This window comes from Citrobacter sp. MGH105 (assembly GCF_001037485.2).
GTDB lineage: Bacteria > Pseudomonadota > Gammaproteobacteria > Enterobacterales > Enterobacteriaceae > Citrobacter > Citrobacter portucalensis.
This window is the reverse complement of sequence record NZ_CP073048.1, coordinates 81,316-104,130: the sequence shown is the minus strand read 5'-3', so window position 1 is coordinate 104,130 and position 22,815 is coordinate 81,316. Positions and strand designations below refer to the sequence as shown.

At 53.3% G+C, this 22,815-nt stretch carries 18 protein-coding genes and 1 tRNA gene; 9 read left to right on the top strand and 10 right to left on the bottom strand.

All coding sequences use genetic code 11. The annotated features are described in order from the left end of the window. Positions 1-68 precede the first annotated feature (68 nt). The 5 genes from gmk to recG are packed head-to-tail and all read left to right on the top strand — an operon-like array spanning position 69 to position 5,936. A complete protein-coding gene (gene gmk, locus SK35_RS00505) occupies positions 69-692 on the top strand; it encodes a guanylate kinase (protein WP_003024042.1) in 624 nt (207 codons plus the stop codon). 54 nt (positions 693-746) lie between these two features. After that, positions 747-1,022, top strand: coding sequence for a DNA-directed RNA polymerase subunit omega (gene rpoZ / locus SK35_RS00500; RefSeq protein ID WP_000135058.1), 276 nt, complete (start codon positions 747-749; stop codon positions 1,020-1,022). An 18-nt stretch (positions 1,023-1,040) separates the two neighbouring features. Beyond that, positions 1,041-3,155: a bifunctional GTP diphosphokinase/guanosine-3',5'-bis pyrophosphate 3'-pyrophosphohydrolase gene (spoT, locus tag SK35_RS00495; protein WP_048215289.1), complete on the top strand. Its 2,115-nt coding sequence runs from the start codon at positions 1,041-1,043 to the stop codon at positions 3,153-3,155. 4 nt (positions 3,156-3,159) lie between these two features. Further along, on the top strand, positions 3,160-3,849 hold the full coding sequence (trmH, locus tag SK35_RS00490) for a tRNA (guanosine(18)-2'-O)-methyltransferase TrmH (protein ID WP_032945382.1): 690 nt from the start codon (positions 3,160-3,162) through the stop codon (positions 3,847-3,849). A gap of 5 nt (positions 3,850-3,854) precedes the next feature. Beyond that, positions 3,855-5,936: an ATP-dependent DNA helicase RecG gene (recG, locus tag SK35_RS00485; RefSeq protein WP_048215288.1), complete on the top strand. Its 2,082-nt coding sequence runs from the start codon at positions 3,855-3,857 to the stop codon at positions 5,934-5,936. 42 nt (positions 5,937-5,978) lie between these two features. Here recG and gltS read toward each other — a convergent pair whose 3' ends face one another. Then, positions 5,979-7,184, bottom strand: coding sequence for a sodium/glutamate symporter (gltS, locus tag SK35_RS00480; protein ID WP_003024029.1), 1,206 nt, complete (start codon positions 7,182-7,184; stop codon positions 5,979-5,981). A gap of 225 nt (positions 7,185-7,409) precedes the next feature. Between gltS and xanP the strand changes: the two genes are divergently transcribed. Next, a complete protein-coding gene (gene xanP / locus SK35_RS00475) occupies positions 7,410-8,801 on the top strand; it encodes a xanthine/proton symporter XanP (RefSeq protein WP_003024026.1) in 1,392 nt (463 codons plus the stop codon). 121 nt (positions 8,802-8,922) lie between these two features. Next, positions 8,923-10,632: an AsmA family protein gene (locus SK35_RS00470; protein ID WP_048215287.1), complete on the top strand. Its 1,710-nt coding sequence runs from the start codon at positions 8,923-8,925 to the stop codon at positions 10,630-10,632. Between the two features lie 42 nt (positions 10,633-10,674). On the opposite strand, the gene SK35_RS00465 is transcribed toward SK35_RS00470, so the two are convergent. The 9 genes from SK35_RS00465 to SK35_RS00425 all read right to left on the bottom strand — a co-directional run bounded on the left by SK35_RS00465 (position 10,675) and on the right by SK35_RS00425 (position 20,882). Next, a complete protein-coding gene (locus SK35_RS00465; protein WP_048215286.1) occupies positions 10,675-11,352 on the bottom strand; it encodes a D-lyxose/D-mannose family sugar isomerase in 678 nt (225 codons plus the stop codon). A gap of 49 nt (positions 11,353-11,401) precedes the next feature. After that, on the bottom strand, positions 11,402-12,262 hold the full coding sequence (locus SK35_RS00460) for a ketose-bisphosphate aldolase (protein WP_003024018.1): 861 nt from the start codon (positions 12,260-12,262) through the stop codon (positions 11,402-11,404). 80 nt (positions 12,263-12,342) lie between these two features. Continuing rightward, positions 12,343-13,194, bottom strand: a complete 852-nt coding sequence (locus SK35_RS00455) for a class II fructose-bisphosphate aldolase (protein ID WP_048215285.1) — start codon at positions 13,192-13,194, stop codon at positions 12,343-12,345. Between the two features lie 11 nt (positions 13,195-13,205). Further along, positions 13,206-14,297, bottom strand: coding sequence for a PTS fructose transporter subunit IIC (locus tag SK35_RS00450; protein ID WP_003827232.1), 1,092 nt, complete (start codon positions 14,295-14,297; stop codon positions 13,206-13,208). Between the two features lie 26 nt (positions 14,298-14,323). Then, positions 14,324-14,644 (bottom strand): PTS fructose transporter subunit IIB, encoded by a 321-nt coding sequence (locus SK35_RS00445; protein ID WP_003827230.1) that lies wholly within the window; start codon positions 14,642-14,644, stop codon positions 14,324-14,326. A gap of 19 nt (positions 14,645-14,663) precedes the next feature. Beyond that, the gene (locus SK35_RS00440) at positions 14,664-15,134 is read right to left on the bottom strand and encodes a PTS sugar transporter subunit IIA (protein ID WP_008786490.1); all 471 of its coding nucleotides are present in this window, start codon (positions 15,132-15,134) and stop codon (positions 14,664-14,666) included. A gap of 26 nt (positions 15,135-15,160) precedes the next feature. Beyond that, complete coding sequence (locus SK35_RS00435; RefSeq protein ID WP_048215284.1) at positions 15,161-16,714, bottom strand: BglG family transcription antiterminator; 1,554 nt, start codon at positions 16,712-16,714, stop codon at positions 15,161-15,163. Positions 16,715-17,170: 456 nt separating this feature from the next. After that, a complete protein-coding gene (yicI, locus tag SK35_RS00430; protein ID WP_048215283.1) occupies positions 17,171-19,489 on the bottom strand; it encodes an alpha-xylosidase in 2,319 nt (772 codons plus the stop codon). A 10-nt stretch (positions 19,490-19,499) separates the two neighbouring features. Then, positions 19,500-20,882, bottom strand: coding sequence for a glycoside-pentoside-hexuronide family transporter (locus tag SK35_RS00425; protein ID WP_048215282.1), 1,383 nt, complete (start codon positions 20,880-20,882; stop codon positions 19,500-19,502). 290 nt (positions 20,883-21,172) lie between these two features. On the opposite strand from SK35_RS00425, the gene SK35_RS00420 reads away from it, so the two are divergent. Continuing rightward, positions 21,173-21,267 (top strand) — tRNA-Sec (locus SK35_RS00420). A 162-nt stretch (positions 21,268-21,429) separates the two neighbouring features. Continuing rightward, positions 21,430-22,647 (top strand): tyrosine-type recombinase/integrase, encoded by a 1,218-nt coding sequence (locus tag SK35_RS00415; protein WP_048215281.1) that lies wholly within the window; start codon positions 21,430-21,432, stop codon positions 22,645-22,647. Positions 22,648-22,815 lie beyond the last annotated feature (168 nt).

Genomic DNA, 22,815 nt, shown 5'->3' with positions numbered 1-22,815 from the left:
TAGCGGCTACGTGTATAATAAGCCCGTATGTAGGCTCTCTTTCGACAATCACATACATTAAGATACTCATGGCTCAAGGCACGCTTTATATTGTTTCTGCCCCCAGTGGCGCGGGTAAATCCAGCCTGATTCAGGCTTTATTAAAGACCCAACCGTTGTATGACACCCAGGTTTCTGTTTCGCACACCACGCGCGCACCGCGCCCGGGGGAAGTGCACGGTGAACACTATTTCTTTGTGAACCATGACGAATTCAGAACCATGATTGGCAGAGACGCGTTCCTGGAACACGCGGAGGTTTTCGGTAATTACTACGGCACCTCGCGTGAAACCATTGAGCAAGTATTAGCATCCGGCGTAGACGTCTTTTTAGATATCGACTGGCAAGGTGCGCAGCAAATTCGTGAAAAAATGCCGCATGCGCGCAGTATTTTTATTTTGCCACCGTCTAAGATTGAGCTGGACCGCCGCCTGCGTGGCCGCGGTCAGGATAGCGAAGACGTGATCGCGAAACGTATGGCGCAAGCTGTTGCAGAAATGAGCCATTACGCCGAATATGATTATCTTATTGTGAATGATGATTTCGACACCGCCCTGGGCGATTTGAAAACCATCATTCGCGCCGAACGTCTGCGCATGAGCCGCCAAAAGCAGCGTCATGACGCTTTAATCAGCAAACTGTTGGCAGACTGAACCCACATTCAGTATCATGCCCAGTCATTTCTTCACCTGTGGAGCATTTTAAGTATGGCACGCGTAACTGTTCAGGACGCTGTAGAGAAAATTGGTAACCGTTTTGACCTGGTACTGGTCGCCGCGCGTCGCGCTCGTCAGATGCAGGTAGGCGGAAAGGATCCGCTCGTACCGGAAGAAAACGATAAAACTACCGTTATCGCGCTGCGCGAAATCGAAGAAGGTCTGATCAACAACCAGATCCTCGACGTGCGTGAGCGCCAGGAGCAGCAAGAGCAGGAAGCCGCTGAATTACAAGCCGTTACCGCTATTGCTGAAGGTCGTCGTTAATCACAAAGCGGGTCGCCCTTGTATCTGTTTGAAAGCCTGAATCAACTGATTCAAAACTACCTGCCGGAAGACCAGATTAAGCGTCTTCGGCAGGCGTATCTCGTTGCACGTGACGCTCACGAGGGCCAGACACGTTCAAGCGGTGAACCCTATATCACGCACCCGGTAGCGGTAGCCTGCATTCTGGCCGAGATGAAACTCGACTACGAAACGCTGATGGCTGCGCTGCTGCATGACGTGATTGAAGATACCCCAGCCACCTATCAGGACATGGAACAGCTTTTTGGTAAAAGCGTTGCAGAGCTGGTAGAAGGGGTATCGAAACTTGATAAGCTTAAGTTTCGCGATAAGAAAGAGGCGCAAGCTGAAAACTTTCGCAAGATGATTATGGCGATGGTGCAGGATATCCGCGTCATTCTCATCAAACTTGCCGACCGCACCCACAACATGCGCACGCTGGGCTCATTACGCCCGGACAAACGTCGCCGCATCGCCCGTGAAACCCTCGAAATCTATAGTCCGCTGGCACACCGTTTAGGTATTCATCACATTAAAACCGAGCTGGAAGAGCTGGGTTTTGAAGCGCTGTACCCAAACCGCTATCGCGTGATTAAAGAAGTGGTTAAAGCCGCTCGCGGCAACCGCAAAGAGATGATCCAAAAAATCCTCTCGGAAATCGAAGGGCGTTTGCAGGAGGCAGGTATTCCGTGTCGCGTAAGCGGGCGTGAGAAGCACCTGTACTCTATTTACTGCAAAATGGTGCTCAAAGAGCAGCGTTTTCACTCCATCATGGATATCTACGCATTTCGCGTCATCGTTCATGATTCCGATACCTGCTATCGCGTACTCGGCCAGATGCACAGCCTGTACAAACCACGCCCTGGTCGCGTGAAAGACTATATCGCCATTCCGAAAGCGAACGGATATCAGTCTTTGCACACCTCAATGATCGGCCCTCATGGCGTCCCGGTTGAAGTACAGATTCGTACTGAAGACATGGACCAGATGGCAGAGATGGGTGTCGCAGCGCACTGGGCTTACAAAGAGCACGGCGGCGAAAGCAGCACCACTGCGCAAATCCGCGCTCAGCGCTGGATGCAAAGCTTGCTGGAACTGCAGCAGAGCGCCGGTAGCTCGTTTGAATTTATTGAAAGCGTCAAATCTGATCTCTTCCCGGATGAGATTTATGTTTTCACACCGGAAGGGCGCATTGTCGAACTGCCCGCCGGTGCAACGCCTGTCGACTTCGCCTACGCCGTGCATACCGATATCGGTCACGCCTGCGTCGGCGCGCGCGTCGACAGACAGCCTTACCCGCTTTCACAACCGCTCTTTAGCGGCCAGACCGTTGAGATTATCACCGCGCCGGGCGCACGTCCGAACGCAGCGTGGCTAAACTTCGTCGTCAGTTCGAAAGCGCGCGCCAAGATTCGCCAACTGTTGAAAAACCTCAAGCGCGATGATTCCGTCAGTCTGGGTCGTCGACTGCTCAACCATGCCCTGGGCGGTAGCCGTAAACTGGCTGAGATCCCCCCAGAGAGCATCCAGCGTGAGCTTGAGCGTATGAAGCTCGCCACGCTTGACGATCTGCTCGCAGAAATCGGTCTGGGTAACGCCATGAGCGTGGTGGTAGCGAAAAACCTCCAGCAGGGCGAAGCAACAGCGAACGTACCAGCACAATCTGGCCATGGTCATCTGCCAATCAAAGGCGCAGACGGCGTGCTGATCACCTTCGCGAAATGCTGTCGTCCAATTCCAGGCGATCCAATCATTGCCCACGTCAGTCCGGGTAAAGGTCTGGTGATCCACCATGAGTCCTGCCGTAATATTCGTGGCTACCAGAAAGAGCCAGAGAAGTTTATGGCGGTGGAATGGGATAAAGAGACGGAGCAGGAATTCATCACCGAGATTAAGGTGGATATGTTTAACCACCAGGGTGCTCTGGCGAACCTGACGGCGGCAATCAACACGACCACCTCCAATATTCAAAGTTTGAATACGGAAGAGAAAGATGGCCGCGTTTATAGCGCCTTTATTCGCCTGACCGCTCGCGATCGTGTGCACCTGGCGAATATCATGCGCAAAATCCGCGTCATGCCGGACGTGATAAAAGTCAACCGTAACCGAAACTAGTCTTATGAATGAACAGCGCTATGCACGTATCCGCGAGATGCTCGCACGTCGTCAGCCCGATCTGACCGTCTGCATGGAGCAGGTTCACAAACCTCATAACGTTTCTGCGATTATTCGTACTGCAGATGCGGTCGGCGTGCATGAAGTCCACGCCGTCTGGCCGGGTAGCCGTATGCGCACCATGGCCTCTTCTGCCGCAGGCAGCAACAGTTGGGTGCAGGTGAAAACTCACCTTACCATTGGCGATGCGGTCACACATTTAAAAAGCCGGGGCATGCAGGTCCTGGCAACCCATCTGTCAGATAAAGCCGTGGATTTTCGCGAGATTGATTACACGCGCCCCACCTGCATCCTGATGGGCCAGGAGAAAACCGGCATCACTCAGGAAGCATTGGATCTGGCTGATCAGGACATCATCATTCCCATGACTGGCATGGTGCAGTCACTGAACGTTTCTGTCGCCTCCGCGCTGATTCTGTACGAAGCACAGCGCCAGCGGCAAAACGCGGGGATGTACCGACGAGAAAACAGCATGCTGCCACAAGAAGAGCAGCAGCGCTTACTGTTTGAAGGCGGTTATCCGGTGCTGGCGAATGTCGCTAAGCGCAAAGGTCTTCCCTACCCTCACGTAAACACGCAGGGCGAAATTGAAGCCGATGCAACGTGGTGGGCCACTATGCAATCTGCGAGATAAACGCGATGAAAGGCCGTTTACTGGATGCCATCCCACTCAACTCTCTGACCGGCGTTGGCGCAGCGCAAAGCAGTAAACTGGCTAAAATTGGCCTGCACACCGTGCAGGACCTCCTGCTCCACCTCCCTTTGCGTTACGAAGACCGTACCCATCTGTACCCAATTGGCGAACTGCTGCCGGGTGTCTATGCCACCGTTGAAGGCGAAGTGCTGAACTGCAATATCACCTTCGGCGGCCGCCGGATGATGACCTGTCAAATCAGCGATGGCTCGGGGATTCTCACCATGCGCTTTTTCAACTTCAGCGCAGCGATGAAAAACAGCCTTGCTACCGGGCGTAGGGTACTGGCCTACGGCGAAGCCAAACGCGGGAAATACGGCGCAGAGATGATTCACCCGGAATACCGCGTACAAGGCGATCTCAGCACGCCAGAATTGCAGGAAACACTCACACCAGTATATCCAACCACCGAAGGTGTGAAGCAGGCCACGCTGCGCAAGCTGACCGATCAGGCACTGGATCTGCTCGATACCTGCGCCATTGCCGAACTGCTGCCGCCAGAGCTGTTACAGGGCATGATGAGCCTACCCGAAGCACTGCGCACATTGCACCGCCCCCCACCTTCGCTGCAACTCAGCGATCTGGAAACCGGACAACATCCGGCGCAGCGACGTCTGATTCTCGAAGAACTGCTGGCGCATAATCTCAGCATGCTGGCACTACGTGCCGGGGCACAGCGTTTTCACGCCCAGCCGTTAAGTGCTAACAACGCGCTAAAAGATAAGCTGCTGGCAGCATTGCCGTTCAAACCTACTGGCGCACAGGCCCGTGTTACCGCTGAGATTGAACGCAATATGGCACTGGATGTGCCGATGATGCGCCTGGTACAGGGTGATGTCGGCTCCGGTAAAACGCTGGTTGCCGCGCTGGCCGCGCTGCGGGCTATCGCACATGGTAAGCAGGTTGCGCTAATGGCTCCTACCGAACTATTGGCTGAACAGCATGCGAATAACTTCCGCAACTGGTTCGCGCCACTGGGCGTTGAAGTGGGCTGGCTGGCGGGCAAGCAGAAAGGTAAAGCGCGTCTGGCGCAACAGGAAGCTATCGCCAGCGGTCAGGTGCAGATGATTGTCGGCACGCACGCGATTTTCCAGGAACAGGTGCAGTTCAACGGGCTGGCGCTGGTTATCATCGACGAACAGCACCGCTTCGGCGTTCATCAGCGTCTGGCACTGTGGGAGAAAGGTCAGCAGCAGGGTTTCCACCCACACCAGCTAATCATGACCGCCACGCCGATTCCACGTACCCTGGCGATGACGGCCTATGCTGACCTCGACACGTCGGTCATTGACGAACTCCCTCCGGGGCGTACGCCGGTCACTACGGTCGCCATTCCGGATACCCGCCGCAGCGATATCATTGATCGCGTGCGCAACGCCTGTACCCACGAAGGACGTCAAGCATACTGGGTCTGTACGCTGATTGAAGAGTCTGACTTGTTGGAAGCTCAGGCGGCAGAAGCGACGTGGGAAGAGCTTAAACTGGCGCTGCCAGAACTCAATATTGGCCTGGTACATGGGCGCATGAAGCCCGCCGAGAAGCAGTCAGTAATGGCGGCCTTTAAGCAGGGTGAACTGCATCTGCTGGTTGCCACCACGGTGATTGAAGTGGGCGTGGACGTGCCAAACGCCAGCCTGATGATTATTGAAAATCCGGAACGCTTAGGTCTGGCCCAGTTGCACCAGTTGCGTGGTCGCGTAGGCCGTGGCGCGGTGGCTTCCCACTGCGTTCTGCTCTACAAATCACCGCTGTCTAAAACCGCGCAGCAACGCCTGCAGGTTCTGCGAGACAGCAACGACGGGTTCGTAATTGCGCAAAAAGATTTAGAGATTCGCGGCCCCGGCGAGCTGTTAGGTACTCGCCAGACCGGAACGGCAGAATTCAAGGTCGCAGATTTACTGCGCGATCAGGCGATTATCCCGGAAGTTCAGCGCATTGCCCGCCATATTCACGAACGTTATCCGCAACAGGCCGTGGCACTGATAGAGCGCTGGATGCCGGAAACCGAACGCTACTCCAACGCGTAGTTAATTCATAGCGGCGGCGGATGTTACCCCGCCGCACAGCCGTTATTGCGCGAAAATCGGTAACAGCAGATACAGCTTAATCACCAGCGCGTTGACGATATCGATAAAGAACGCCCCCACCATCGGCACCACCAGAAACGCCATATGGGATGGTCCAAAACGTTCGGTAATCGCCTGCATGTTGGCAATCGCCGTCGGCGTCGCGCCGAGACCAAAACCACAGTGTCCGGCTGCCAGCACGGCGGCATCGTAGTTCTTACCCATCATGCGCCAGGTGACGAATATCGCGTACAGCGCCATGAAAATAGTCTGCACAACCAGGATTGCCAGCATCGGCAAGGCCAGTGAAGCCAGTTCCCACAGCTTCAGACTCATCAGCGCCATCGCCAGGAACAGCGACAGACTTACGTTACCCAGCACCGAAACTGCACGTTCGAACACCCGATAAAAACCCAGTAGCGCCAGACCGTTACTGAGGATCACCCCAACAAACAGCACGCAGACGAAGGTCGGCAATTCCAGCACTGTTCCAACCAGCATTTGCGCAACGATTTTACCCACCGTCAGACAGATAGCGATCAGAGCAATGGTTTCAATCAGCACCAGCGAAGTGATCATGCGCCCAACGTCCGGCTTTTCAAATGCGGTCGGCACGGCCTGATCGTCCGGCATACCGTCTGGCGTGGTGGAGTGTTTGACCAGATAGCGTGCCACCGGGCCGCCAATCAGCCCACCCAACACCAGACCAAACGTTGCGCAAGCCATTGCCACTTCAGTTGCATTGGTGAAGCCATAACGTTCAATAAACAGCTTGCTCCACGCGGCCCCGGTTCCGTGTCCACCAGAGAGGGTGATCGAGCCAGCGATCAGACCCATCAGCGGGTCCAGACCCAGCAGGGTCGCCATACCAATACCGATGGCGTTTTGCATCAGCAACAGGCCAACAACCACAATCAGAAAGATACCCACCACGCGGCCACCGGCACGCAAACTGGCGATATTGGCGTTCAGACCGATAGTGGCGAAGAAGGCCAGCATCAACGGGTCGCGCAGGGTCATATCGAAATTCACTTCCCAACCCATGCTTTTTTTCAGCACCAGCAGCGCAATCGCCACCAGCAATCCGCCTGCAACGGGTTCGGGAATGGTGTATTTTTTCAGGAAGGAAACAGACTGGACGAGCTTACGTCCCAGCAGCAACACAAGGGTTGCCGCAACCAGCGTTGATAACGTATCGAGATAAAACATTTACAGCTCCATTAGTGCGTTTAGCACAATCACGCACGATGCATTCCAGACCGATTTTTAGCTCTTATTGAGTTTTCGGAGTGGATTTTAAGCAGAAAATGATGAAAAGTTATATAAAAATGTTTGTTTATCCGTTTTAAATATTAAGAATACCTGCTAGCAAACGTTTGCTTTTCTGCCCTGGTCAGATAAAATCACCGCTTTTCCACCATGGGATTGCCTCTGATGTCCGTTAACGCCGTAGAGTCAACAAATGCGCAACCGGTTGCGCAGACTCACAACAGTGAACTGATTTACCGTCTTGAAGATCGCCCCCCGTTAGCCCAGACCCTGTTTGCCGCCTGCCAGCATCTGCTGGCCATGTTCGTCGCGGTGATCACCCCTGCTCTGTTAATTTGCCAGGCGCTTGGTTTACCGGCTCAGGATACTCAACACATTATCAGTATGTCGCTGTTCGCCTCCGGCGTGGCTTCTATCATTCAGATCAAAGCCTGGGGGCCGGTCGGCTCAGGGCTGCTATCCATTCAGGGCACCAGCTTTAACTTTGTTGCGCCACTGATTATGGGCGGTACGGCGCTAAAAACCGGTGGCGCAGATGTCCCAACCATGATGGCGGCGCTGTTCGGTACGCTGATGCTGGCAAGCTGCACCGAGATGGTTATCTCGCGTGTCCTGCACCTGGCGCGTCGTATTATTACTCCGCTGGTCTCAGGGGTGGTGGTGATGATTATCGGCCTGTCGCTGATTCAGGTAGGTCTGACATCGATTGGCGGTGGCTATGCCGCAATGAGCGACAACACCTTTGGTGCGCCGAAGAATTTACTGTTGGCAGGCGTGGTGCTGGCGCTAATCATCCTGCTTAACCGTCAACGCAACCCGTACCTGCGCGTTGCGTCATTGGTGATTGCGATGGCGGCAGGCTATCTGCTGGCCTGGTTTATGGACATGCTGCCGCAAAATACCGCACCGGTAAGCCAGGACCTGCTGATGGTGCCAACGCCGCTGTATTATGGCCTGGGCATCGACTGGAGTTTACTGCTGCCGCTGATGCTGGTCTTTATGATTACCTCACTGGAAACCATCGGCGATATTACGGCCACCTCTGATGTCTCCGAGCAGCCGGTTTCGGGTCCGCTGTATATGAAGCGCCTGAAAGGCGGCGTGCTGGCGAACGGTCTGAACTCGTTTGTTTCCGCCGTGTTCAACACCTTTCCGAACTCCTGTTTTGGCCAGAACAATGGGGTTATTCAGTTAACAGGCGTTGCCAGCCGCTACGTTGGTTTTGTGGTGGCGCTGATGTTGATCGCGCTGGGCCTGTTCCCGGCAGTCAGCGGTTTTGTACAGCATATTCCTGAGCCGGTACTGGGCGGCGCAACACTGGTGATGTTCGGTACTATCGCAGCATCCGGTGTGCGTATCGTATCCCGCGAGCCGTTGAACCGCCGCGCGATTCTGATTATCGCGCTGTCGCTGGCCGTTGGTCTGGGTGTTTCCCAGCAGCCGCTGATTCTCCAGTTCGCCCCGGATTGGGTGAAAAACCTGCTCTCTTCCGGTATCGCCGCTGGCGGTATTACCGCAATCGTTCTGAATCTGGTATTCCCGCCAGAAAAGCAATAAGCAAAATGCGGCGTTGGTTCTGAATCAACGCCGCTGTAACGCTCTTTCACCATTCCCGCCTTGAGCATTGCGCCTAAATCGTGCATAACTTGACTATGTGCACTTCGCGGGATGGAAGACCATGAAATTTATTGGAAAGCTGCTTCTTTACGTGCTGATCGCCCTTGCAGTGGCGATTCTCGGCCTTTATTTTCTACTGCAAACCCGCTGGGGGGCAGAGCACGTCAGCGCCTGGGTTTCGGAGAACAGCAGCTACCATCTGGCGTTTGATGCCATCGATCACCGGTTTTCCTCCCCTTCCCATATTCTGCTGGAAAACGTCACCTTTGGCCGGGATGGTCAGCCCGCAACGCTGGTCGCTAAAACGGTCGATATTGGGCTGAGTAGCCGCCAAATCACCGACCCGCTGCACGTAGACACCATTTTGTTGCAAAACGGCACACTGAATCTTTCCCAGCAAACCGCGCCGCTACCGTTCCAGGCCGATCGCCTGCAATTGCAGGATATGGCGCTTAACAGCCCCGGCAGCGAGTGGAACCTCAGCGCCCAGCGCGTTAACGGCGGCGTCATTCCCTGGAGCCCTGAGGCAGGTAAAATTCTCGGGAGCAAAGCGCAAATTCAGCTCAGCGCCAGTTCGTTGACGCTCAACGATGTTCCAACTACCAACGTCTTGATTGAAGGCAGCATCGACCATGACCGGGTGACGCTAAGCAATATTGGCGCTGACGTGGCGCGTGGGGCATTAACCGGCGTAGCGCAACGCAATGCAGACGGAAGTTGGGTTGTGGAGAATCTGCGCCTGAACGATATCCGGCTGCAAAGCGACAAATCGCTGGCCGACTTTTTTGCCCCGTTAAGCACTATTCCTTCCCTGCAAATTGGTCGTCTGGAAGTGACGGATGCCCGTCTGCAAGGCCCCGACTGGGCGGTGACGGATCTCGATCTGAGCTTGCGCAACATGACCTTCAGTAAGGACGACTGGCAAACTCAGGAAGGAAAATTGTCGATGAACGCCAGCGAGTTTATTTACGGCTCTCTGCACTTCTTCGATCCGATTCTGAACGCCGAGTTCTCACCGCAGGGCATTGCGCTGCGCCAGTTCACCACCCGCTGGGAAGGCGGTATGGTCAGAACATCCGGAAACTGGATGCGCAGCAACAAAGCGCTGGTCCTTGACGATGCCGCGATTGCTGGTCTGGAATACACGCTGCCGGAAAACTGGAAGCAGCTGTGGATGAAACCCCTGCCAGCGTGGCTAAACAGCCTGACGCTGAAGAAATTCAGTGCCAGCCGCAATCTGGTGATAGATATCGACCCGAATTTCCCGTGGCAGCTCACCGCGCTGGACGGCTACGGCGCTAACCTCGGACTGGTACAGAACAATCAGTGGGGGATCTGGAGCGGTAGCGCCACCCTCAACGCCGCTGCCGCTACCTTTAACCGTACCGATGTGCGTCGTCCTTCTCTGGCGCTAATGGCAAACAGCAGCACCATCAATATCAGCGAACTGAGCGCCTATACGGAAAAAGGACTGCTGGAGGCCACCGCCAGCATTTCGCAGCTACCTCAGCGCCAGACGCAGGTCAGCCTGAACGGGCGCGGCGTGCCAATGACGATCCTGCAGCAGTGGGGCTGGCCCGCACTGCCGCTTTCCGGAGATGGCAACATCCAGCTTACTGCCAGCGGCAATATTCAGGCCGATGCGCCTCTCAAGCCAACGGTCAACGGTCAGTTGCATGCGGTGAACGTGGAGAAACAGCAGGTAACGCAAACCATGCAGGCGGGCGTGGTTTCGGGGAGTGAAGTCACTGCACCACCACCTGCACAATGATTTATTGCCCGGTGGCGCTTCGCTTACCGGGCCTACTCACGCTCATAAGCGAATATATTCACTGCACAACAGCCACTTCACCGGCTCGTCTTCTTCAATCACCGGGAAGCGACCGCCAGATTCCAGAAAGTGGTTGTCATGCTGGTCGTCATTGACCATCGAGATTTCCCAGCCCAGCACGAACGCCTTCTCCGCCCAAAAGCGATGATACAAGCGCGGTGGCAGGCACACTCCTTGTCCCGGTTTCAATACCAGCGTCTCGCCAGCGTTAACGGTACGCCGCTGACCATCCACGCTAACCTCAACAACGCGTCGGGCGTCATACTCATCATCAGGCGTGACCCACGCCAGCTGCATACATAAATCACCGCCGCCGCGATTAACGATATCTTCCATTTTATGGCGATGAAAATGCCATGGCGTTTGCTGATCCTGCTGAATTTGCAGCATCTTTTCGGCATACGATTTGGGGTAATCCGCTGACCCCATCAGACCATTGCGCAACGTTAGTAACGTCAGCCCCGTTTGCGCAAAATCTCCGTGCCCGAAGTCGGTAATATCCCAGCCCAACTGGAGATCGCGCACTTCACGCCACAGAGTTTGATCCTGTTGCCGCCAGGCATCGACCGTAAAATATGCGAAATCAGGCAGGCAGACCCGAAAAGTCTCAGCGATGGCATGCGCTTTATCGACGGCATAATTAATGTGTGAACGCTTCATTCCACTTTTCCTTGTTGCGAAAGAGGCGGGTCGCCCCGCCTGCATGCCGTTAGTAAAGTGATGCTTTGCCGGTTGAACCGAACAGTTTCATTTTGTGGCGGATCACGTCCCGCGCGGCGCTAATGGCTTCCGGATAGATTACGTTCGGGTCCCACCAGGTTTCTTTCGCCAGGATTTCGCGGACTTTCTGGAAGTAGGCGTATTTCATATCGCTGGAAATGTTGATTTTGCCAACGCCTAGCGTCACGGATTCGGCAATTTCCGCATCCGGGTTCGCGGAACCACCGTGCAGCACCAGCGGAATATCCACACGCCCGGCGATGTCGCGCAGGATGTTCATTTGCAGCTCTGGCTGCATCCCTTTCGGGTAGATCCCGTGCGCGGTTCCAATCGCCACCGCCAGCGTGTCTGCACCCGTTCGGGCGATAAAATCCTCTGCCTGAGCAGGATCGGTATAAGTAACCTTCGACACGCCGCCTTCCACTGACGTCCCGGTCTGGCCAATCGTTCCCAACTCCCCTTCCACCGAAACACCTACCGCATGCGCCAGTTTGACCACTTCGCGGGTCAGCGCCACGTTCTCTTCATATGGTAGCAGCGAGCCATCAATCATCACCGAGGTAAACCCACACTGAATCGCCCGCAGGACATGCTCAACCGAAGCGCCGTGGTCCAGATGCAGAGTAAAGGGAACCGGGCTGCGCAGGGTGATATCACGGACATAGCTAAAAAACGCATCGCCGACAAAATCATGTTCGCTGGGGTGAATGGAGATAATCGCCGGGGTATTGGTCGCTTCCGCTTCTTCCACTACTGCGCGTACAAAGCAGCTGTCCGCCACGTTGAATGCGCCGATGGCAAAACCGTGCTGACGGGTAGGTTGCAGTAATTCTTTCATCGAAACTAACATGTTAATTCTCCAGTTTCAGGGTGTAGAAAGCCCTGCCAGTGCGTCATCGCAGAGGCATAGAAGGCGTTACAGAAAATGAATCAGGCTTTGCCGATAGCGCCGCTGGCCTGCAGGTACGGAATAATGGCTTCCTCGCAGGCCTGCTCCATCAGGGCCAGGGCATCAACGAGTTCACCGGATGTGTCGCGACACAGGGTATGCAGTAGCGCAGCCTTTCCGGCTTCGAAAACCGCCGCACCAACGTTTATCTTGGCGACACCAAACGTCGGACAGCGCTGTAGCTGGTCAAACGGCGTCCCGCTGCCGCCATGCAGCGCCAGCGGCACCGTTGATAACCGGGCTATTTCCTCCAGCCGCTGGAAATCAATAGCAGGAGTGATACCCGGCGCGTACATGCCGTGTGCCGTACCCACCGACACCGCCAGCAAATCGATCCCGGTCTGTTGGATAAAGGGTTCCACGTCGGCGGCCAGGGTCATCAAATCAGCGTTAGCTGCGTGGTCATAGCACGGAGCATCGGCCAGATGGCCCAGCTCGCCTTCCACGCACAGAGAAACGCTGGCGGCAAGCTCAACCACCGCCCGGGTCTGGCGAATGTTCTCCTCCAGCGCAAAGGCGGAGGCGTCGATCATTAAGCCGCTGAATCCGGCGCGAAAAGCCTGGCGAATGCGTACAGGATCCTTTCCATGATCCAGCGCCAGCGCGACCGGAACCGAGGCTTCCTCTGCCAGCGTTTTGACCACCGCTGCCGCTATCGGGGCCGGAAAATGCTCCAGATGCCCCTGATACAAATTCAGAATGATGGGCGCATGGTGTTTCTCCGCCACTCGCACCGCTGCGCGGGCGCTTTCCAGGTTCATACAGTTGATGGCCAGCAGCGCGTACTGTTCGCGCCAGGCTTTGGTCACCATGCTTTTCATATCGGCAAACATACGGCCTCCGGTTATTCCAGGGTGAAGGTGATTTCTTCGTCTTTCAGCTTTTGATCGCTGAGTTCGTCAAACTCTTCATCACGCTCGGTTACCGGTTTCTTCCACAGCGACAGCATGACGCCACAAATCACCGTACCGATCCCCAGCGCCAGGCAAAACAGCAGCGGATGCGTAAAGAGCGGAACCACAAACATGCCGCCGTGCGGTACCGGGCTTTCGACACCCCACACCATAATCAGGCCACCCGCAATCGCCGAGGCCACCACGCAGGAGCCCACCACGCGCAGCAGGTCGCGCGCCGCAATCGGAATAACCCCTTCGGTAATCATGCAGATCCCCATCGGGAATGCAGCCTTCAGCGCCTCACGTTCCGCACGGGTGTACTTGTGACGCGTCAGCAGGAAAGAGAGCGTAATGCCAAATGGAGGGATCATCGAACCGACAAACTTCACCGCTTCCGGACCGTACACGCCGCTGACCAGCATGCCGTCAGCAAACAGCGACATGGTTTTATTCACCGGCCCACCGAAGTCGAATGTCGCCATCGCACCGAGGATAGCGCCCATCAGAAAGCGGGATCCGCCCTGCATGGACTCCAGCAGATGAATCAACGCGTCCTGCAGCCAGGCAATCGGCTTGCCAATCAGCGTCATCATCAACAGACCGCCAATGACGGTACTCAGTACCGGCAGCACCATGATGGGCATCAACCCCTGCATCGACTGCGGCAAACGGATATAGCGCTTGAGCAGCAGGACGGTATAACCGACCAGAAATCCGCCCAGCATCCCACCGATAAAACCGGTATGAATTTCTCCGCAGACGAAGCCGACAATCAGGCCCGGCGCGAATCCCGGACGGTCAGCAATGGAGTACGCAATCGCCGCACTAATCAGCGGTACGATTAACCCCATCCCCCAGCCGCCAATCTGGTTGAGCATCCAGGGAATGGTTCCTGTTTTTTCACCGACGTTAGTGCCGCCAAGTATTTGCCCGAGAGCAATACAGATCCCGGCGGCGACAATTAACGGGATCATCCACGAAATTCCCGTTAATAAATGTTTTTTTATTTCCTGAGATAGCGGAATTTTATTTTCACTCATGTGAAACCCCTCCAGAATGAGGATCGCTACTGGTTATTATTAACTAATGATTTTTCGACCTTTTCAAGAAACTGAATGGGCGATTTTATGACGATTTCAGTTTTTACTCGCACAATGCGTTTGTTTGAAAATCGCTCCTCCCCTTTTATTTTTACATCGACAGCAAGAATCACGACATCAGCCGCAGAAATATCTTCTGTCAGCAGTTCGTTTTCTGTGCCAATGGTGCCCTGGGTTTCAACTTTTATATTATGACCAAGCGCTTTAGCACCTTTAATTAACTTCTCACGGGCAATATAGGTGTGCGCAATACCCGCAGTACAGGCGGCAACACAAACAATATTCATAACATGCTCCACATTTTATTTAGCAGACATTGGATTCAGCATATTGGCTAAAAAGCTCAATAATTTTTTGTGGACTACTTTCAACTAATAGTTGTTCAATAATGTCGTCATCTGCCAACGCGCCAGCAACCTGCGAAAGCAGACGAATATGGGTGGTATTTTGATCTTCAAGACGTACGGCAAACAGAATAATGCAGCGCACGTTGCTGCCATCCAGGGTTTCCCAGGGAATATCCTGGCGGGTACGCCCAATCGCCAGCGTGGTATTGACCACCGCCGAGGATTTTCCGTGCGGGATCGCAATATGGTTTTCGAAGCCGGTCGAGCCTTCTGACTCACGTTGCCAGACATCCTGAATAAACGTTTCGCGACAGCTAATTGCTCCATCTTTTTGCAGAATATCCGTCAGTTCCTCAATAGCCTCCGTTTTGCTTGTAGCCTTCATGTCCAAAATAACGCGATTTGTATTGAGTATTTTCGTGATGTCCATCAATCATACCTCATGGAGTTCAGACATTAATTTTCAACGACCAGCGACGTCGCCCGATGTAATTTTTCCGTAATAACCGTTTCTGTTACCCGCTTAATATCCGCATCATTGAAGAAGGCAGTGACATACACGACCGGCATGGCAACCGCGGGTAAATTAATCGTCGATACCACCAGTTCAATATCGTCCGTCAGTACAGAGGGCAGGCTGCCTGCCGACACCACGCCGACGATAGTCCAGTCCGGAAAGGCGCGCAGAATACGGCTTTTGAGTAAGTGAGAAGTGCCGATACCCGTTGAACAGACCAGTAGTACGCGTTTACGCGCTATCTGACGCTCCATTGCGGCCTGAAAATGCACGGTTAAATATCCCACTTCATCTTCCGACACGGCCCGCTCGCCCCAACCGCTAAACACCCGATTCACCGCACACTGGGTCAGACGCCACACGTCCTGCAACTCGCCTTTGATATCCTCCAGAAGCGGATTACGAATGCGGATCTGGTAGTTCAGTCGGTTAATCAGCGGCTTAATGTGGATCAGCAATCCGTCATACAGCGCCGTGTCCTGGCTAAGATCGCTGTCGACCATCTCGGCGAAGGTGGCAATCAACCGATGGGTAATCAAACGCGCTTCGTCGCTGGAGTGCATATGGCCAATCACACTCACGTCATTATGCTCTTCAATCACCACACCCGAGGAGATAATGTATTGATATATAAACCAGACTTCGTCTTCCGGCAGCGGGTGGGCAATGCGTTTTTCGATATGCTGAATCATGCGACTGGCAATGGAAAATATGTTCTCATCACAGGTAGAGATGCTCTCTTCTTTTCTCGGAAGCGCATTGCCCCGCGTGATGCGGTACATCATGATCAGAATATGGGTAAAGATATTGACGTAATAAGGCTCGCCGAGCGACCAGCACAGGTCGTTCTCCATTTCCTGCAATAACGTCTGGACAAATAAAACGTCTTCTTCGCCAAAGTAATGCACTAACGCTTTATAACTGCCCGGATCCAGGCGTGAATAAATCACGCTGCCGGGTTCATTATGGTTAATCACACCGTTAATCAGCGATGCCATCGCCTGGCGCACACCGCTCTCGCTGCCTTCAATGTGCGTGCCGCTCTGACTACGAATCAACGACAGGCCCAACGGGGTAATCCAGGATTCAATTACTTTCAGATCGTTAACAATCGATGCGCTACTAATGAAATAACGTTCGGATAATTTACTGATCGACGTTTCATGCGGCGTTTCGCTTAATAATTGTGAGGCTATCTTGACTCGCCGTGAATTATTCATCATGCCGTCAGCATCATCACCCTCCGTTCCTAATAACTGGTCCATATATAAAAGGTCTGTAATATTATCAGCACTTAATATCACCCCAGCACCAGCACGTTTATCGATGGCTATTTTCCATTCTGATAACCATGGTTCCAGTAAGCGCAGATCGCGCTGCACAGTTTTCTCTGAAACAGATAAATATTCGGCAATTTTCAGCAGCGTGACATATTCCTTCTTAGACAGAAGAAATTTTAATAATCTGTTTTGTCGCGAGGTAATCATTTGCATTATTTACCCTTATTACATACCAGATTAAATATCTATACCCGTCATACTTCAAGCTGCATGTGCGTTGGCTTTCCTCGCTCACCCCAGTCACGTACTTATGTACGTTCAGGGGATTCGCTGCGTCGCCGCCTTCCTGCAACTCGAATTATTTAGGTTATAAAGAAGCATTTATGCTCCACGTGTAATCCGTGATGATAAATATAAGAGGACTACGATGCGCCAACAATACTAAATCGTGTCCTGTATTCCGGACAGAAATAAGACAAAAACGAGAAATAGTGAGATATTTACGGCGCAGATCACATTTTTCGCGGGATTCAGAGTGATATCGCTCGCAAATATGGGGAGATAAAAATTTAATTCAGGATGTTTTGGATTTTCAGATCTGGAATACTGCTCGCAGCGTGGGCCGGATAAAACGCATTGCATCGCCATCCAGCCCACGTTGAGATTTACTTACAGGGTAATCGTCAGCATATCCGCATCCGGCGTGACAACCGTTCCCCACTCACTGCCCACAGATGAGCCGCCCTTCACGCCGCTAACCTGCGTAATATTACGCAGACACAGCGTCCAGTTACGCGCTTCGCCACTTCCTTGCACGGTGATGGTATTACCCGTGCGCGTCACCTTCAGCGTGAAGATAACCGAACCGTCAGCCGCCGGGACTTCACAAATCGCCTCCCGACCCTCCTGCAAATGGAACAGCTGGAACGCCGTCCCTTCGTGCCAGGCGTAGTCCGGCTTCTGGTTATTGCAGCCCAGCGCCAGCAGTGTATTGTCGCGCACATAAACCGGCAGACTCAGGAAGTCATGCTGCTGCTTATGCCAGCGGCTGCCCGCCACCTCGTCGTTACGCCACAGATGCGTCCAGCGTCCTTCCGGCAGATAGAACTGCACATCACCCGCCTCGCTAAACACCGGCGCAACCATCACGCTATCGCCCAGCATGTACTGGCGGTCGAGATAATCACATGCCGGATCGTCCGGGAACTCCAGCATCATTGCGCGCATCATCGGTGTTCCGAGTTCATTGGCGCGCGCCGCTTCGCGATACAGGTACGGCATCATGCGGCATTTCTGCTCAGTGAAGTAGCGTACCACATCGCAGGATTCATCATCGTACGCCCATGGCACACGGTAGGATTTACTACCGTGCAGGCGGCTGTGGCTGGAGAGCAGCCCAAACGCACACCAGCGCTTGTAGACGTGCGCCGGGGCGGTATTCTCAAAGCCGCCAATATCGTGACTCCAGAAGCCAAAGCCGGACAGGCCGATGGACAAGCCGCCACGCAGGCTTTCGGCCATTGATTCATAGTTGGCGTAGCAGTCGCCGCCCCAGTGCACCGGGAACTGTTGCGCACCCACTGAGGCCGAACGGGCGAACAGCACTGCCTCTTCTTCACCGACGGTCTCTTTCAGCACGTTCCATACCAGTTCGTTGTAGATGTACGCATAATGGTTGTGCATTTTCTGCGGATCGGCACCGTCAAACCACTGAACGTCAGTAGGAATGCGTTCACCAAAGTCAGTTTTGAAGCAATCAACGCCGATATCCACCAGACCTTTCAGCTTGTTGGCATACCACTCGCAGGCTTCAGGATTGGTAAAGTCATAAATCGCCAGGCCCGGCTGCCATTTATCCCATTGCCACAGGGAGCCGTCCAGGCGCTTGAGCAGATAACCTTTCTCTTTCAGTTCATTGAACAGCGGGGATTTCTGGCCGATATAGGGGTTTATCCATACGCAGACCTTCAGCCCTTTCTCTTTCAGGCGGCGGATCATACCTTCCGGGTCAGGGAAGGTCACCGGATCCCACTCAAAGTCGCACCACTGGAAGGCTTTCATCCAGAAGCAGTCGAAATGGAAGACGTGCAGCGGCAGATTGCGCTCGGCCATCCCGTCGATAAAACTGTTCACCGTCGCTTCATCGTAATTAGTGGTGAACGATGTAGTCAGCCACAAACCGAATGACCAGGCTGGCGGCAGCGCCGGACGACCGGTAAAGCGGGTATAGCGATCCAGCACCGCTTTCGGCGTAGGGCCGTCAATGACGAAATATTCCAGATACTCGCTTTCAACGCTGAACTGCACTTTTGACACTTTCTCAGAGCCGATTTCAAACGACACGCACTGCGGATGGTTTACCAGTACGCCGTAACCACGGTTGGTGAGATAAAACGGGATGTTCTTGTAAGACTGCTCGGTACTGGTGCCGCCATCGCGGTTCCATGTTTCCACCGTCTGGCCGTTACGTACCAGCGCAGTAAAGCGCTCACCCAGACCGTACACCGTTTCGCCAACGCCCAGATCCAGGCGTTCAAACATATAGTTTTTCCCGCTGTTGGTGTCCTGCACGTAGCCGTTATTTTTCAGCTGGCTGCCGGTAATACGTTCGCCGTTACGCAGGAAATCCAGCGACCAGAACTCGCCTTTAGTGACCCGCACGCTCAAATTACCGCTTTTCAGTTCGGCAAATTCAGCGGTGTTTTGAATCTCTACGTTGACGTCCTGCAGCACGTTCAGCGGATAGTGCGGACCGTTATCTAACGCGCCCTGGAAGTGTTCCATACGCACCCCAACCACGCCTTCCTGCGGCGAGAAAAAGCGCAGGGTGAAGAGTGGAGTATCCAGTTGCCAGGTACGTTCACGCACATCGCGCGGTGCAACGTAGACAATCATCTCGTTACCCTGTTGCTCGACCTCGAATACCTGAATCGGGTGAGTTAAATTCAGGCCAGGCTGCGTCAGCCAGTTTCCGTCGCTAATTTTCATCGTTGGTTCCTTAGTTCTGTAATTCTTTCGTCGAAAAATCCTGCTGATTGCGGTGCGCACCCTGAGCCAGCTGACTCATGATTTCCGTCAGATACGGCGTTTTCAGGGTATAGAAGCGTTTGGCAATCACGGCACTCAACAGGTAACAAATAGCCGGGACAATCGTGAACAATGCGATAATGATGCTAATGGTGGCGCTGTTCTGGGTTTTCGCTGCGGCATCGTAACCGCCGCCCGCCAGCATCCAGCCGATCATCGCCCCGCCGAGCGCCAGACCCAGCTTGAGCACGAACAGCGTGCCCGCGAAGCTGATCCCCGTCAGACGTTTTCCGTTACACCACTCGCCGTAATCAACGGTGTCGGACATCATCACCCACTGGATTGGCGTCACGAGCTGATGCAGTACGCCAATCACGAAGATGAAGGCGAACATGGTGAGGTTGGCGTGCATCGGCACGAAGAACATTGCCAGACTGACGACCGCCAGCAGGGCGTTCGTCCACCAGAAGACGCTGACTTTGCATTTCCAGTCAGTCAGCGGTTTTGCCAGCGCAGAGCCGATAAGATTGCCGACGCAATAGGTGGTGAGGAAGGCGACAAACACTTCCGGGGTACCCAGAATCCAGGTGACGTAATACATCATCGCCCCGCCGCGAACGCAGACGGCAAGGATGTTGAGGATGGTCAGCAGGCCGACGATACGCCATTGGTCGTTCTGCCAGATGTCGCGCAGGTCTTCACGCATTGAGTTGCTGCTCGGCGGCGCTTCCACACGTTCTTTGGTAGTAAAGAAGCAAAACGCCAGCATCAGGAACGCCACAACCGAAAGCACGGCAATCCCGCCCTGGAAGCCCAGCGCTTTATTTTCACCGCCAATCAGATTCACCAGCGGCATCATCAGCACGGTGGAGAGCATGCCGCCCGCCGTCGCCAGCACAAAGCGCCATGACTGCAGGGAGATACGCTGCGTTGGGTCATTGGTTATCACACCGCCCAGCGCGCAGTAGGGAATATTCACCACGGTATAAAGCAGGGTCAGCAGCGTGTAGGTGATTGCGGCATAAATCATTTTGCCGTGCAGGCTGAGATCCGGCGTGCTGTAGGCGAGCACACAGACCAGACCAAATGGCAGAGCGCCAAACAGCACCCATGGGCGGAATTTCCCCCAGCGTGAACGGGTGCGGTCGGCGAGCAGTCCCATGCAAGGGTCTGAGATAGCATCCAGCGCGCGAGCCAGTAAGAACATCGTGCCGACAAAACCGGCCGGGATACCAAAAATATCGGTATAGAAGAACATCATATATAACATAACGTTATCAAAGATGATGTGGCTGGCAGCATCGCCCATGCCGTAGCCAATCTTCTCTTTAACGGACAAAATCTCACTTTTCATTACGCATCCTTGTTAGCACTTTCACACGCACTGATACCGGTTACAGTTCTTGTAAACCATCCCTGTGAGCGCGGGTATTCCGATATCTCGTTATCAAATTACGATTCTTGTTTTCTGTGATCAGAGTAGCGTCAAAAAATGTGTCTAAGTGTAAGTAATGGATTTTGCGGGGATTTATTTGAAACTGGTCATGGTATGGAGAAACGGAAGTTAAAAAAGTGAGTGAGGGGGTGTGGAAACGTTTGGAAGTAGCTATAATGCGCCCCGCCTCCATGTAGCAATCGAGGCGCGGAAGATCGTCATCTCCGGTGAGGTGGCTGGACTTCAAATCCAGTTGGGGCCGCCAGCGGTCCCGGGCAGGTTCGACTCCTGTGATCTTCCGCCAATTTGCCTCTCCTGAACTCCACTGTCTCAAGTAAATCCCCTATAATACCCGCAACTACTGCTAATTATGTTCTCCCGAGGTCAACTGTCTCTACCAGAATCAAGTGCATTCTGGGGGCATAATGGGGGGCATGATTTATAGCCCCATTTTGAGATGCCCCCAATGAAGCTAACAGTCAGACAAATCGACACAGCCAAGCCCAAAGAGAAGCCGTACAAGCTATCTGATGGTGGAGGCCTTTATCTTGAAGTAACCACCAACGGCTCACGCTATTGGCGTTTAAAGTATCGTTATGCGGGTAAAGAAAAGCGCCTTGCTTTCGGCGTTTATCCTGAGGTTTCTCTCGCTCAAGCCCGTGAAAAGCGTGAAGCTGCGAAAAAGTTACTATCTGCTGGAAGCGATCCCGGAGAAGCAAAGAAAGCAGAAAAAATCGCTCAAAAACTAAACTACGAAAATACCTTCGAGGCTATTGCCCGTGAATGGCACCAGCTGAGAGCGGATCGTTGGTCATTGCGCTATCGTGATGAAATTATTGATACCTTTGAAAAGGATATTTTCCCCTACATCGGTAAGCGTCCCATAGCTGAAATTAAGCCCATGGAATTGCTGGAAACCCTTCGTCGTATGGAAAAGCGTGGTGCATTAGAAAAGATGCGCAAAGTCAGACAGCGCTGCGGTGAAGTATTCCGTCATGCAATCGTGACCGGACGCGCTGAATACAATCCTGCACCCGATCTCGCTACAGCCCTCGCAACACCGAAGAAAACACATTTTCCTTTCCTGACTGCCGAAGAGCTCCCTCACTTTCTTAGAGATCTTGCAGGCTATACCGGGAGTGTTATTACCAAGACTGCAACTCAAATCATCATGCTTACAGGGGTACGAACTCAGGAATTACGTTTTGCCCGTTGGGAGGATATCAATTTTGAAAAGCGACTCTGGGAAATTCCTTCTGAAGTGATGAAGATGAAACGACCTCATATCGTTCCGATGTCGAATCAGGTTGTTGAACTCTTTAGGTCACTGAAGCCTATTACGGGGCTATACCCGCTGGTATTCGTCGGACGCAATGATCGTACGAAGCCGATCTCAAAGGAAAGCGTTAATCAGGTGATTGAGTTGTTGGGATATAAAGGAAGGCTGACGGGGCACGGTTTCCGTCACACAATGAGTACCGTCCTACACGAAGAAGGCTTTAACTCAGCATGGATTGAAACACAGCTTGCGCATGTGGATAAGAACGCGATACGTGGGACATATAACCATGCGCAGTATCTGGAGGGGCGGAGAGAGATGATGCAATGGTATGGTGATTATATCTATGAGCTAGCCAGGATTAGTAACGAAATACATGCAGCGGGTAATTACAAGACTGCATGATATAAATTAATTCCAGTAAGGATTTCTTTTAAAAAACAACATGTAACAAGTAACCAAGGAAGGTTTTTTTATAAGATAGTTGGCCTAAAATTGCTCATTATTTCATTTTAAAATTCAAAGTCAAAAGTATCATTCTGGTAACCAATTGATTATCAATAGAAAGACCAA

Bases quoted from the DNA above. Each gene is read 5' to 3' on its own strand.
- gmk (WP_003024042.1), top strand. From the start codon at position 69: ATGGCTCAAGGCACGCTTTATATTGTTTCTGCCCCCAGTGGCGCGGGT.
- rpoZ (WP_000135058.1), top strand. From the start codon at position 747: ATGGCACGCGTAACTGTTCAGGACGCTGTAGAGAAAATTGGTAACCGT.
- trmH (WP_032945382.1), top strand. From the start codon at position 3,160: ATGAATGAACAGCGCTATGCACGTATCCGCGAGATGCTCGCACGTCGT.
- recG (WP_048215288.1), top strand. From the start codon at position 3,855: ATGAAAGGCCGTTTACTGGATGCCATCCCACTCAACTCTCTGACCGGC.
- gltS (WP_003024029.1), bottom strand. From the start codon at position 7,184: ATGTTTTATCTCGATACGTTATCAACGCTGGTTGCGGCAACCCTTGTG.
- xanP (WP_003024026.1), top strand. From the start codon at position 7,410: ATGTCCGTTAACGCCGTAGAGTCAACAAATGCGCAACCGGTTGCGCAG.
- SK35_RS00470 (WP_048215287.1), top strand. From the start codon at position 8,923: ATGAAATTTATTGGAAAGCTGCTTCTTTACGTGCTGATCGCCCTTGCA.
- SK35_RS00465 (WP_048215286.1), bottom strand. From the start codon at position 11,352: ATGAAGCGTTCACACATTAATTATGCCGTCGATAAAGCGCATGCCATC.
- SK35_RS00460 (WP_003024018.1), bottom strand. From the start codon at position 12,262: ATGTTAGTTTCGATGAAAGAATTACTGCAACCTACCCGTCAGCACGGT.
- SK35_RS00455 (WP_048215285.1), bottom strand. From the start codon at position 13,194: ATGTTTGCCGATATGAAAAGCATGGTGACCAAAGCCTGGCGCGAACAG.
- SK35_RS00450 (WP_003827232.1), bottom strand. From the start codon at position 14,297: ATGAGTGAAAATAAAATTCCGCTATCTCAGGAAATAAAAAAACATTTA.
- SK35_RS00445 (WP_003827230.1), bottom strand. From the start codon at position 14,644: ATGAATATTGTTTGTGTTGCCGCCTGTACTGCGGGTATTGCGCACACC.
- SK35_RS00440 (WP_008786490.1), bottom strand. From the start codon at position 15,134: ATGGACATCACGAAAATACTCAATACAAATCGCGTTATTTTGGACATG.
- SK35_RS00435 (WP_048215284.1), bottom strand. From the start codon at position 16,714: ATGCAAATGATTACCTCGCGACAAAACAGATTATTAAAATTTCTTCTG.
- yicI (WP_048215283.1), bottom strand. From the start codon at position 19,489: ATGAAAATTAGCGACGGAAACTGGCTGACGCAGCCTGGCCTGAATTTA.
- SK35_RS00425 (WP_048215282.1), bottom strand. From the start codon at position 20,882: ATGAAAAGTGAGATTTTGTCCGTTAAAGAGAAGATTGGCTACGGCATG.
- SK35_RS00415 (WP_048215281.1), top strand. From the start codon at position 21,430: ATGAAGCTAACAGTCAGACAAATCGACACAGCCAAGCCCAAAGAGAAG.